This is a genomic window from Promineifilum sp. (SeqCode) (assembly GCF_041918635.1).
GTDB lineage: Bacteria > Chloroflexota > Anaerolineae > Promineifilales > Promineifilaceae > Promineifilum.
On sequence record NZ_JAYRVJ010000054.1, the window covers coordinates 1 to 12,587 of the forward strand.

The window sequence follows — 12,587 nt, forward strand, 5'->3', positions numbered from 1 at the left end:
ACTATCGTCGCGGTGGATTTCATCACCTGATGCCATTGGGTCGGAATTTTCACCGCTTCTTTTCGGCGCGAGCGGTGTTATTTGTGTAACCTGTAGTGACCTTTAAAAACCGAGAGGCATGACAATGATGAAGCGGCCCTGTCCCCATTGCGAGACCATCAACCCGACAGAAAATCGCTATTGCGGCCGGTGCGGCCGGCCGCTCCTCCGCCAGACCATTGTGATGCCTTCGGACGAGAATGAGCCGTACTGGATTGAGGCCGACACCCGGCCGGCCGCGCCCCTGCCCGACGCGACCATCGGCCACGCCCTGGTGACCACGACGGCGGCTCTGGCCGCGGAACTCGTCTTCGTCTACGCCGAGCGCCGCTTTCTGAAGGGGCGCCACATCGGCAGCGGCCACATGCGCCAACTGCGGCAGGGCGCGCTCACCACGCTGGTCGGTACGGCCATGCTGTTCGCCGAACAGCGCTTCGCCGGCCGGCCCGGCGGCCCTCCCTGAGGGGAGCCGGCGCGGCCGGCCCATGCTGAAAGGGGGTGCTTTGAGCTACCTGGAGAAACTGCGCCACGTCCAGCAGATCAACAACTCGTGGCTCTGCATTGGACTTGATCCTCAGCCGGACAAGCTGCCCGTCGAGGCGGTCGCGCGTTGGGACGAGCCGCTGTTGCCCTTCAATCGCGCCATCATCGACGCCACGGCTGACCTCGTCTGCGCCTACAAACCCAATCTCGGTTTCTATCTGCAATGGGGCGCGGCCGGCGTTATCGCGCTGGAGCGCACCATCGCTTACATCCCCGACCACATCCCGATCATCCTCGACGCCAAAATTGGCGACATCGGCCACACCCAGGCCGCCTGGGGCAAAGGGCTTTACGATGAATGGGGCGTTGACGCCATCACCGTCAACCCGTTCGTCGGCGCGCCGGCGGTGCGGCCGTTGCTCAGCGGCCGGCCGGAGAAAGCGGTCTACGTGCTGGCGCGCACCTCGAATCCGGGCGCGCAGCAGTTTCAGGGCGACCTGACCGACGGCCACGGGTTGTCGGCTGACGTGATGCGCGCCGCGCCCGCCTGGGCCGGCGACGGCGACGGCCATTGCGGCTTCGTCGTCGGCGCTACCTATCCGGCTGAACTAGCCGCTGCCCGCGCCCTGGCTCCGTCGGCCAACTTTCTCATCCCTGGTATCGGCGCGCAGGGGGGTGACCTGCACGCGGCGGTGGTCTATGGCTCTGATGCGTTCGCCGGACCGGTCATCAATGCCGGGCGCAGCGTGCTCTACGCCTCGGCCGGTCTGGATTTCGCCGATGCGGCGCGGGCCGCCGCCCGCGCGCTGCGCGACGACATTAACCGCTTGCGTGAAGCAGCGGCGCTCCCGGCGCGTTCATAGTTTGTAGTCAGGCAATTCGTTGCCATTTTTTGCACGAGGGCGGGAAGAACGGCCATGAATTGCCTGACTACGAACCGGCATAAGTAGGGGCAGACCTGTGTGTCTGCCCAGGGTAGACACGTAGGTCTGCCCCTACTTGCCTAATCCACAGCGGTGCGCTACCATGCGCCCATCGCTTCGCTGCCCGCCCATCACAGCGCTTGTTTACATACAGCCAGCATGCACGCGGCTCACCCTCGCCGCGGCCCGTTTGCCCTCTTGACAACGATGACGCATTGCGTTATAGTAAAGACTGATATGACGCAACGCGTTAAGCCGGCTTGGCAACGGGCCGTATGAGAAATATGAGGTGAGCTAAAATGGCAGAGAAAGTTGAACTGGTGGAAGAGGTCAAGACCCTGTCCGACAAGGTCGTGGAGCTTGGGCGCGATAGCCTCTACATGGGGCTGGGCGTGGTCAGCGTCGTCCAGGAAAACGTTCAGGGACTGGTGAAGCGCGGCAAGGACTATCGCCACACGCTGATCGAGCGGGGCGAGAAGATGGCCAAGGACAACAAGGGCCGGGTGAACGAACTGGTCGAGATGCCGCAGACTATGGCCAAGGACACGGTCAAGAAGGCCAGCGATACGTTTGAGAAGTACAGCGAGCAGGTTCTGACCCGCGTGCACGTCCCGACCTCGGATCAGATCGAGGCGATGACCAAGAAGGTCCACTCGGTCGAGCGCAAGCTGGACAAGGTTATTAAGGAAAACGCGGCCGCGCAGTAGATCGAATCATCGTCGCCGTATTGTCTGGGGGCCTTCGCCATTGGCGAAGCCCACAGCCATTATCATCGTTCACGAAGCCCGGCGCGCCGCGCGCTGGGCTTTTTTGTTTGCCCGTCTCGCGCCGCAGACAGGAGAACGAGTATGAAGGGTGATGAGATTCGCATCCTGATCGCCGACGCCGATCAACCGGAGCGCGACGCGCTGTGTCGCGCCCTGGCCGATAGCGGGTTCCTCGTCACGTGTGTCGCTTCGACGACAGAGGGCCTGCGCAGCGTCGAACGTCTCGGCTTGCCCCATCTCATGATCGTCGCCCCGCATATCAATGGGACGGACGATGGCATGAATCTCTGCCGCGAGATCCATCTGTCGGCCGACGTGCCTGTCATCGCCATCGCCCACGAACCGCTGCATGACCAGGCGGCCTACCTGATCGAGGAGTGCGCCGACGATGTGGTTTTGCTGCCCGCTTCCCCGGAAGAGATCGTGTCGCGCGTCCGGCGCTTGTTGCGGCGGCTATCCGACTTTTCTTATCGCAACGCCGCCGCTTCACAGCAGATCGCGCCCGGCGTGCGGCTCAACCGTCTGGAGCAATCCCTAGACGTTGACGGTCGCGCCGTCACGTTGACCGACCGCGAGGCGGCGTTGCTCGATCTGCTCATGCGGCATGAAAAGCGCATCCTGAGCGGCGACTTCCTGATGGGGCAGGTCTGGCCGGGCGGGCGCGTCGGCCGCGGCACGCTGCGCGTCACCATCCACCGGCTGCGCCAGAAGATCGAGCCTCTGCCCGACGAGCCGCGCCACATCCTCTCGGTGCGCGGCCACGGCTACACCTTCTGCTCCGATGGTGTCCTCTCGCCATCCTGAGCCGGCCACGCGCGACTCGACCACCTGTCTCTGCGTAGAGAGAATAATGGCAAGCGTTCCAAACGGGACGTTTCGCGGCGATTTTCAAGCACACGGTCAAGGAGCGTTCCGCATGCGCAACCAAGGTATGGCTATCATTGGCGGCCTTATCATGCTCGCCGGCGTCGTCTTGCTCATCGGCAATATCTTCAACTTCAATATCTGGGCGGTCTGCTTCCCCCTGGGGCTGATCCTGCTCGGCGTCTTCGTCTTGCTGCGACCGCGCATGGTGGCGGCCGACACCGCGAGCCACATCATCCTCATCGGCGATCTGGAGCGCGGCGGGCAGTGGGCGCTGGCACATGAAGAGATCTGGAGCTTCGTTGTCGATGCCAACTTTGATTTGACCAAGGCCGACATCCCGCCCGGAGAGACGGTCATTCGCGCCTTCAGCTTCGTCGGCGACTTCGAAATTTACGCCCCGGCCGAGGTGGGGGTGGCCCTGGATCTCGCTTCGTTTGTCACCACGCTCAAGATAGATGGACAGAAGGAGGAAGATAGCTTCCTGTCGCCGGTGCACTGGCGCAGCGAAGCGTATAAAGCCGCCGAGCGTCGCGTGCGCTTCGAGTTGACCCAGTTCGTCGGCGACATCAAACTCCGCCGCTTCTAATCGACAGCCGCGCATCGTCGCGGTATGCTTGCCTCCGGGGCGATCGATGAGGCATTGTCCCGGAGGCTTTGTTTGTCGGCACGTCTACTCTACATCATGCGCTGGTTCCTGGAATTAGACCGGCCGCTGCGCTTTGGCTCCGACGCGGACATCCGCGCGGAAGTCGAGCGCAACTACCGCTGGAACTTCGCGGTTAACCTGATCGATAACACCTGCTTCTGGTTCGGCCTGAGCTTCGTGGCAGCGACCACGGTCGCGCCGCTGTACCTGAGCAAACTGAGCGACAGCCCGCTGCCTATCGGCATCGCCGCGGTTATTGCCCAGGCGGCGTGGTTCCTGCCGCAACTGTTGACGGCCAACCTGGTCGAGCGCCTGCCCCGCAAGAAGCCGGTCATCGTGCGTGTCGGCTTCGTGCTGGAGCGGGCGCCGATCTGGCTGTTGGTGGTATCGGCGCTGGTGGCCGGCCGGTCGCCCGCGCTGGCCGTGGCCATCTTCCTCGTCGGCTACGCCTGGCGCGGTCTGGGGGCAGGGCTGGTCGCCACGTCGTGGCAAGACATGATCGCCCGCGCCTTTCCCACGGAGCGACGAGGCCGGTTTCTGGGCATCTCCATGTTCTCGGGGACGGCCTTCGGCGCGCTGGGGGCGCTACTCAGCGGTTGGCTGCTGGCCCGCCTGCCGTTTGCCACGAATTTCGTCTACAACTTCTTGCTGGCGGCGATCTTCCTGACCGTGAGTTGGGTCTTCATCAGCCTCACCCGCGAGCCGGCGCCGGCCAGCCGCGCCCCGCGCCGCAGTAGCCGCCAGTTTGCCGCCGAGCTGCCGGAAATCCTGCGCGGCGATGAGAACTATCGACGCTTCCTGACAGCCCGCACGCTGCTGGCCTTCGGCGCGCTCGGCACGGGCTTCATCACCGTCGCCGCTGTCCGCCGTTGGGGCATCGCCGATAGCACCGTCGGGGGCTTTACGGCCGCGCAGCTACTCGGCCAGGCGCTGGCCACGGCTTCCCTCGGCCTGCTGGCCGACCGCTTCGGGCACAAGGTATCGCTAGAACTGGGCGCGCTGGCCGCCGTTCTGGCTTTCTCGCTGGCCTGGCTGGCTCCGTCGCCGGCCTGGTACTTCGCCGTGTTCGTCCTGCTGGGTATGTGTAACGGGGCGGTCATCGTCTCCGGCATCCTGATCATCATGGAGTTCGGCCGGCCGGAGAAACGGCCAACGTATACCGGCCTCGCTAACACGACTGTCGGCCTGGCCAGTGTGGCCGCGCCGCTGGTTGGGGCGGGGCTGGCCGGCATCAGCTATGATCTGTTGTTCGCGCTGAGCGCGGCCGTCACGCTGGTGGCCCTGGGGCTGATGCACTTCACCGTGCGTGAACCGCGCCACGCCGCGCCGGTCGCGACCAATTGATCCATGCGCCGGTTGCGGCGTCACTTTTGCACAGGGAGCGCTATGGTTGAATGGGTTGACAAGAAAACGGTATTCGAGGGCAGTATCCTGACTGTCAAGACCGGCCGCGTGCTGACGGCCGGCGGCGAGTCGGTGGCCTATGACATTGTGGAGCACGCCGGCGGCGTGGCCGTCGTGCCGCTGCTGGATGACAGCGTCCTGCTGGTGCGCCAGCCGCGGGTGGCCGTGGAGCAGGATCTGCTGGAGATTCCGGCCGGCAAGCTGGAGCGCGGCGACGACGATCCGGCCGGACGGGCTCAGGCCGAACTGGGCGAGGAGATAGGCTACCGCGCCGGCCGGCTGGAGTTGGTGGCCGACTTCTTCGTCTCGCCCGGCTTCTCCACCGAGCGTATTGTCGTCTTTCTGGCGTTCGACCTGGAGCACGTAGGCGCGCACCCCGAATCGACCGAGGACCTGCAACTCGTGCGCCTGCCGCTGGCCGAGGTGCGCCGCATGCTGGACGCGCGCGAGTTTCGGGATTCGAAGACCATCATCGGCCTGCGCGAGTTGTTGGCCCATCTCGACCACTCGTAGCGCAGGCTGTCAGCCTGTGCTACAGGGAGCCATCTTGACCCTCTCACCCACCCCCACACCCGGTTCGTCCGCGTCGAAGCGCGTGCCGACCGAATTCGATTGGCTCATCTACGCCGACGCCACGTTCGCCGGGCTGTCGCTGCTGCTGCCCATCCCGTTTGTCGATGCGCTCATCGAGGAGTACTTCAAGCGGCGCATGCCTCAGGACATCGCCCGGCGGCGCGGCCGAACCTTGCCGGTCCACTCAGTGCGGGCGGTCAATCGCTCCCGCGTCGGCTGCTGGCCCGGCTGCCTGCTGACACCCTTGCGCGCCGTGGTCTATCTCATCCGCAACCTGTGGCGGACGATCGTCTACGTCCTGACCGTGGTCGACGCCAGCGAGAAGCTCAGCTACTACTGGCATCGCGCCTTTCTGCTGGACTACATGATTGGCCGCGGCTATCTCGACCACCCGGCCCGCGCGGAGACGGCCGCCGCGGCGCTCCATCAGGTGCTAGAGACCACACAGACCAGTCCCTTCCTCAATCTGGCGCGGGAGATCGTGGAGCAGGCGCGGGCGCGGATTGGGGCGCTGATGCGGGCCATTTTCCGCTGGGCGCGTCGCCAGAAGACGGAAGAGGTACGGCGCACGGCGCTGACCATCGCCGATCAGTGGTCGGAGTTCCAGGATTACCTGATCGAGTTGGCCGGGCGCTACGACGCGACGCTGGCCGAATTGGAGCGGCAACGGGCCGCTGCGGCCGCCGCTACCGCGGCGGGAAAAGGTTAACGTGACGGACGGCGAATCCCCCATGGCGCCGCTCGCGCCGGCGCTGCCCACGCCCTTTCTGGAGCGCGCCTTCCGCGTTCGCCACTACGAGTGCGACGCCTACGGGCACGTCAACCATGCCAATTACCTGCGCTATATGCAGGAGGCGGCCTTCGACGCGTCGGCGGCCGTCGGTTATGACGTGGCCCGCTACGCCGAGATCGGCCGGCAGTGGTTGGTGCGCGAGACGGACATCACCTACTTGCGCCCGCTGGTCTACGGCGACACCGTCATCGTCAAGACGTGGGTGGACGACTTCCGCCGCGTGCGGTCGCGCCGGATGTACGAACTGCGCCTGGCCGGCAACGACGAGCCGGTGGCATCCGCGTCGAGCGAGTGGGTGCTGCTGGACAGCGCGACGCTGCGTCCGGCTACTATCTCGCCGGAGATGGTCGCCGCCTTCTGGCATCCCGGCGCGGCCCCCGGCGAGCGGCGCGAGCCGTTTCCGCCGGCCCCGCCCCCGCCGCCGGGCATCTTTCGCCTGCGCCGCCGCGTGGAGTGGCGCGACATCGATCCGGCCCAGCACGTCAACAACGCCAACTATCTGGCTTTCATCGAGGAGTGCAATGTTCAGGTCGCCGCGGCCCACGGTTGGCCTCTGCCACGGCTGATGGCGACCGGCGTGGGCATTGTCGCCCGGCGCTATCGCATTGAGTACCGCGAGCCGGCGCTGATGGGGGATGAGCTAGAGGTCACGACCTACATCTCCGACGTGAAGCGGGCTACAGCGCTGCGCCACCACGAGGTGCGGCGCGCGACCGACGGCGCGCTGCTGGCCCGCGCTCAGGGCTTGTGGGTCTTCATCGACCTGGCGACCGGCCGCCCCTGCCGCATCCCGACCGCCTTTCTGGACGACTTCCGCCCGAATATGGTGGAGTAGGGATTAGGGGCTAGGGGCCAGGTTCTAGGGGCTAGGGGCTAGGGAAGAACGTGCTTCCCTAACCCCTAGTCCCTAACCCCTATCTCTGCCGCCGGCTGCGAATGACGGCTTTCCAGATTTCGACAGCGACGATAACCAGCAGCGACAGGCCGACGGCGATGGCCATGTCACGGCCGGTCAACGCCGTGGTGCGGAAGATGCGCTGCGCCGGCCCCCAGTAAACGAGCACCAACTGGAGCAATACCGTCACCACGATAGCCCCCAGCATTGGCTTGTTGGATAGCAGGCCCGTTTTTAATAGCGACTCCTCTTCCGAACGCACCGATAGGGCCATCGTCAACTGGGAGAAGACGAGCGTCGTGAAGAGTGCTGTCTGCCAGGCCGGATCGCCCTCCCGCCACAGTCCGAAGCCCGCGCCAATGGCGATCAGGCTGAGCACCACGCCAAAGACGACGATGAAAGTTGGCATGCCCCGGCCGAAGACGCTCTCCGTGGCCGAGTAGGGCGGCCGGTGCATGACGTTCTTCTCCGCCGGCTCGATGCCCAGGGCCAGCGCTGGCAGACCATCGGTGACCAGGTTCATCCACAGAATCTGGAGCGGCAGCAGGGGCAGCGGCATGCCCAACAGCGGCCCAATGATCATCACGGCGATCTCGCTGGCGTTGCAGGTCAGCAGGTACTTGATGAAGCGCCGGATGTTGTCATAGATGATGCGCCCCTCTTCGACGGCGGCCACGATGGTGGCGAAGTTGTCATCGAGCAGGACCATCTCGGCCGCGCCCTTGGCCACGTCCGTGCCGGTGATGCCCATCGCCACGCCGATGTCGGCCTTCTTGAGCGCCGGGGCGTCGTTCACGCCATCGCCGGTCATCGCGACGATATTGTGCTGCTTCTGGAGCACGTCGATGAGCTTCAGCTTGTGCTCCGGCGAGACGCGAGCGAAGACCGACACGTCCTTCACCCGCTCTTCCAGCTCGCTGGGCGAGATGCGATCCAGTTCCTGGCCGGTCAGGAATTTGTCGTTATCGACAATGCCGATCTGCTGAGCGATGTGGCGGGCGGTCAGCGGGTGATCGCCGGTGATCATGACCGGACGGATGCCGGCCTCGCGGCATTCGCGCACGGCGTCGGTGACTTCCGGCCGCGGCGGGTCGATGAGGCCGAACATGCCAACGAGGATCAGGTCGCGCTCCAGCGACTTCTCGGTCGTGTCCTCCGGCTCGCGATCCCACGGCCGCAGGGCCACGGCCAGAACGCGCATACCCTGCGCCGCCATCCGGTCGTGCGACTCCATTAGCCGCGCCCGCCACGACTCATCCAGCGGGTGAATTTCGCCCTCGACCCACACGTCCTTCGAGATCGACATCAGGCTGTCGATGGCGCCCTTGGTGAAGGCGATATAGGGCGGCAGGGCGTCGGCCGGGCCGAAGCGGCTCTGCCAGATCGGGATCAACCCCGGCGGCAGTTCTTCGATGGTCTTCGGCGTGCGGTGCAGCGTGGTCATGCGCTTGCGCACCGAATCGAACGGCACTTCGGCCACGCGGGGGAACGAGCGCTCCAGTTCCGGCTTGCGCAAATCGGTAAGGGCGGCGGCGCTGACCAGCGCGGCCTCTGTGGGGTCGCCGATGGCATGGTGTTGCCCATCCACGGTATTGAGCGCGGCGTCACTGTTCAGCGCGCCGCCGATGAGCAACAGGTCGAGCGTCGGCTCCGCGGCCCGCGGCTCCGATTCACCCGCCACCCGTTCCAGGGCCATCTGGCCCGTGTCCTGGTTGTGGCTGAAGCGGAAGAGGTGATTGGCGATGTCCACCACCTGCACGGTCATGCGGTTCAGCGTCAGTGTGCCCGTCTTGTCGGAGCAGATGACGGTCACCGAGCCGAGGGTCTCCACGGCCGGCAGGCGGCGGATGAGCGCCTGGCGTTTGAGCATGCGCTGCGCGCCGAGCGATAGGGCGATGGTGACGACGGCCGTGAGCGCCTCCGGCACGGCGGCCACGGCCAGACTGACCGCCGTCAGCAACAACTCCTCGATATTCGTGGTGCCGCGCAGCAGGCCGAGGACGATGACCACCGTAACGAGGGCCAGCGCGGCGTAGGCCAGGACACGACCGAGCTTGTCGAGGCGCTCTTGCAGCGGCGTCTCGTCCTCCTCCACCGACTGGATCATCGTCGCGATGTGGCCCAATTCGGTCTTCATGCCGATTGAGGTGACGACGAACTCGCCGCGCCCGTAGTTGACGATGGTTCCGCTGTAGAGCATGTTACGCCGGTCGCCCAAGGCCCGATCGCTGTCGAACACGAGTGAGGCGTCTTTGTCCACCGGCTCCGATTCGCCGGTCAGGGCGGCCTCCTCGACGCGCAGGTTGACGCCGGAGAGGACGCGCCCGTCAGCCGGGACGATGTTGCCCGTCTCCAGCACCACCACGTCGCCGGGCACGAGGTTGATGGCCGATACCTCGCCCAATCGCCCGTCGCGCCGCACGCGCACGATCGGCACCGACATCCGCTTCAGGGCGGCCATCGACTGCTCGGCGCGGTATTCCTGGGTGTAGCCCAGAATGCCGTTCAGGATGACGATGATAAAGATGGCGATAGCCTCAATCCAGTCGCCCAACACCAGCGAGATGAGCGCGGCGATGACCAGCAGGATGGTCAGGATGTTGAGAAACTGCTCAAACAGGATTTGCAGGCGCGTCCGCCCCGCTTTCTCCTGAAGCTCATTGGGGCCGTACTGCTCCAGTCGTCGCTGGCTCTCGTCGGTGGTGAGTCCCGTATCGGCCGAACTGCCCAGTTCGCGCAGCGCTTGCTCGGCTGTTATCTTGTACCACTCAACAGTCATGGGCTGCTCCTTTTGGTTGTCATTGCCTAGCTGGCAATCAGAATAGACTGCGGCCAGTGTTGGATCACGCTGAAGATGGCGTCGCTCAGATCGAGCCGCCGATTATTATGCCGGCCGCTGGGGGCGGGCAGCAGGATCAGGTCACAGCCCGCGTCGGCCGCCGCTTCCAGGACAACCGCCGGCAGCGACACGCCGGGCCGGGCCGGAGCCAGAAAGCACGCTTCCACCTCGTGGAGCTTGAAGTAGTCGTCGATGCGGCCGACGACCCCTTCGGTATTGCGGTTGTTGGCGATGGGCAGGGCGGTCAGCCGGGCCTGCCAGCGCTCGGCCAGATAGGCGGCGATGAACACGCTCTCATCGAACGGGCGGCGGGTGTCGTGGACGAGCAACACGTGGGCCGGCGGCATTTCGTCGGCCCTCTCGCCGGGGATCAATACGGGCCGGTGAGCCGCGCGCACGATGCGGCGGACGGCCATCGTCGGCGGAGGCTCGTCCCACGTCCGCGCGCCGAAGCGGCGATCGATGACGACCAGATCGTGCAGATAGGCCAGGGCCAACGTCCGTTCAGTCGCGTTGGTCGTCTCCACGTCCACGTCCGCTTCATAGTCGTGCTTGAGGCTTTGGTGTTGGATAAAACCGCGCAACGCCTCAATGGCTTGCGTCTCGGTCGGGTCTGGATCGTGGTTGATTGCGCACAGTACGTGCAACTGGGCTTTCTCGGCGCGGCAAAGCGACGCGGCGACGGCCAGGGCATTCTCATCGGGCATGGGCGCGCCGTTTAGCCGGGTGACGACGTAGGGTGTCAGGACACTGGCGAAGAGATGGTCGGAGTAGCGGGCCAGCGTGCGGTCGCCGGCCCAGGACCGCGTTGGCGGCTGCTCCGGCGCCACCAGTTGCGTCAGGCGTCGCAGCCCGGCTCCTGACAGGCGGCGCTGGCTCCGCTCGTCCTCTCGCGCCCGCGCCAGCAGCCGTGAGACGGCTACGTCCGGTGTGATGGCCCAGCCCAATTGGTTCTGAAGCTCCGCGCGATGGCGAGCCAGCCAGACGAAGAAGTCGGTCTCAGTGCGGCCGGGGAAGTAGCGCAGGATGCCTTGCTCGCGGATGGCGCGCACCAGCGGCAAGTAGCTCTCATCGTACCAGCCGACCGCGGCCTCTTGCAGGGGGATGTCGCGCGCCTCGGCCGTCTCGCGCAGGTAGCGCCATGCCTCGATGTGGTTCTCCAGGTGGCGATACTGGCCGGGCACACTAACCTGCAAATCCAGGTTGGGCCGGCTGACATCGAGTTGCGTGTAGGCCAGAAAGGCGCTGTACTCGGCGGCGATGATGAGGGCGTCCGGTTTGGCTCCTGGCGGCAATGGGACGCGCGTACGCACCTCGGTAATGCGGGCGTCAATGTAGTCCAGGCCCTGCCGGTGGGCGATGCTGACGCGGTGGTTGCCGTCCAGAACGAAGTACGATTCGCCGACTTTGTAGACCTCTATCGGCGGGAGGTCAGATACGGTGGGGGCCGCCGCGCCGACGGATACCCAGCGATCTTCGTCTGACTCCTGCCGGGGCAGGAAGGTGCGCGAGAAGTCGCCGTAGCGCCCGACGCTGCCGACGATGGCCGCGATCGGGATTTGCCGCACGCCGCCCGGCGACTGGCCGGCCACGCCCAGCTTGCCGACCACCTCATCGTAGGACAGGAGTTCGGCCGAGTGGCCCGACAGGCGCGCCAAGAGGCTTTCCAGGGCAGCCTGCCGGCGGGCGCGGTGGAATTGCCGGGCGACCATGGGACGACGGAGCTCACTTCCCGAACTCATGACTGCGCAATGATAGACTATTCTTGTGGAATGGGAAAACTTGGCAGCCCGCAGTTGTCGCCACGCGCAGACCTCGGTAAGATTTGCCCCGTTTGTCTCTGGAGGTATGGGTTGTCGTATGACGGTGACTATTCGATTGCTCGACCCACAACAGGTCGCGGAGGCCAAACATCTCATCCTGTCCATCGCCGCGCGCACTCTGGAACCCGACTCGACCTTCGAGGCGTTCGTTGAGCGTCACGGGCATGGATTGGTGGATGTGGACGATTACCGCGCGCAGTACAGCGCGCCGGCCGGTCGCTTCCTGGTGGTCATGGACGATGAGCGGCTGGTCGGCACGGCGGCCATCCGGCGCGTCGACGACTCGACGGCCGAACTCCGACGCCTGTGGCTGCTGGAGGCGTACCACGGCCAGGGCATCGGCTACCGGTTGACGCGGCAACTGCTCGATTTCGCCCGCGCGGCCGGCTACCGGCGCGTGCGGCTGACGACCGACGCGGGGCAGGATCGGGCGTTGCGGCTCTACCGGGGGTTGGGCTTCACCTTTATCGAGGCTTACGGACAGGAGAAGAACGGACTGTTCATGGAACTGACATTGGAGGCATGATGGGCAAAC

The 12,587-nt window shown here is 65.3% G+C and carries 12 protein-coding genes; 10 read left to right on the plus strand and 2 right to left on the minus strand.

The features are described from left to right. The first annotated feature begins 124 nt into the window (after window positions 1-124). The 9 genes from ACE3UY_RS01800 (at window position 125) to ACE3UY_RS01840 (ending at window position 7,330) form a co-directional block, all read left to right on the plus strand. Entirely contained in the window at window positions 125-502 is a 378-nt protein-coding gene (locus ACE3UY_RS01800; RefSeq protein WP_374685840.1) for a hypothetical protein, read from the plus strand. A 22-nt stretch (window positions 503-524) separates the two neighbouring features. Beyond that, window positions 525-1,385 (plus strand): orotidine-5'-phosphate decarboxylase, encoded by an 861-nt coding sequence (gene pyrF / locus ACE3UY_RS01805; RefSeq protein WP_374685841.1) that lies wholly within the window; start codon window positions 525-527, stop codon window positions 1,383-1,385. A gap of 359 nt (window positions 1,386-1,744) precedes the next feature. Beyond that, window positions 1,745-2,152 carry a phasin family protein gene (locus tag ACE3UY_RS01810; RefSeq protein WP_374685842.1) on the plus strand — a complete coding sequence of 136 codons (408 nt, stop codon included), beginning with the start codon at window positions 1,745-1,747 and terminating at the stop codon, window positions 2,150-2,152. Between the two features lie 141 nt (window positions 2,153-2,293). Further along, complete coding sequence (locus tag ACE3UY_RS01815) at window positions 2,294-3,016, plus strand: winged helix-turn-helix domain-containing protein (RefSeq protein ID WP_374685843.1); 723 nt, start codon at window positions 2,294-2,296, stop codon at window positions 3,014-3,016. A 112-nt stretch (window positions 3,017-3,128) separates the two neighbouring features. After that, a complete protein-coding gene (gene liaF, locus ACE3UY_RS01820) occupies window positions 3,129-3,665 on the plus strand; it encodes a cell wall-active antibiotics response protein LiaF (RefSeq protein WP_374685844.1) in 537 nt (178 codons plus the stop codon). A 72-nt stretch (window positions 3,666-3,737) separates the two neighbouring features. Further along, complete coding sequence (locus tag ACE3UY_RS01825; protein ID WP_374685845.1) at window positions 3,738-5,069, plus strand: MFS transporter; 1,332 nt, start codon at window positions 3,738-3,740, stop codon at window positions 5,067-5,069. 42 nt (window positions 5,070-5,111) lie between these two features. After that, window positions 5,112-5,642: an NUDIX hydrolase gene (locus ACE3UY_RS01830; RefSeq protein ID WP_374685846.1), complete on the plus strand. Its 531-nt coding sequence runs from the start codon at window positions 5,112-5,114 to the stop codon at window positions 5,640-5,642. Window positions 5,643-5,676: 34 nt separating this feature from the next. Continuing rightward, window positions 5,677-6,411 carry a hypothetical protein gene (locus ACE3UY_RS01835; RefSeq protein WP_374685847.1) on the plus strand — a complete coding sequence of 245 codons (735 nt, stop codon included), beginning with the start codon at window positions 5,677-5,679 and terminating at the stop codon, window positions 6,409-6,411. Between the two features lie 22 nt (window positions 6,412-6,433). Further along, on the plus strand, window positions 6,434-7,330 hold the full coding sequence (locus ACE3UY_RS01840) for an acyl-[acyl-carrier-protein] thioesterase (protein ID WP_374685848.1): 897 nt from the start codon (window positions 6,434-6,436) through the stop codon (window positions 7,328-7,330). Window positions 7,331-7,409: 79 nt separating this feature from the next. On the opposite strand, the gene ACE3UY_RS01845 is transcribed toward ACE3UY_RS01840, so the two are convergent. Further along, window positions 7,410-10,169 carry a cation-translocating P-type ATPase gene (locus tag ACE3UY_RS01845; RefSeq protein ID WP_374685849.1) on the minus strand — a complete coding sequence of 920 codons (2,760 nt, stop codon included), beginning with the start codon at window positions 10,167-10,169 and terminating at the stop codon, window positions 7,410-7,412. Window positions 10,170-10,195: 26 nt separating this feature from the next. After that, entirely contained in the window at window positions 10,196-11,941 is a 1,746-nt protein-coding gene (locus ACE3UY_RS01850) for a hypothetical protein (RefSeq protein WP_374685850.1), read from the minus strand. 148 nt (window positions 11,942-12,089) lie between these two features. On the opposite strand from ACE3UY_RS01850, the gene ACE3UY_RS01855 reads away from it, so the two are divergent. Continuing rightward, window positions 12,090-12,578, plus strand: a complete 489-nt coding sequence (locus ACE3UY_RS01855) for a GNAT family N-acetyltransferase (protein ID WP_374685851.1) — start codon at window positions 12,090-12,092, stop codon at window positions 12,576-12,578. The last annotated feature ends 9 nt before the right edge of the window (window positions 12,579-12,587 follow it).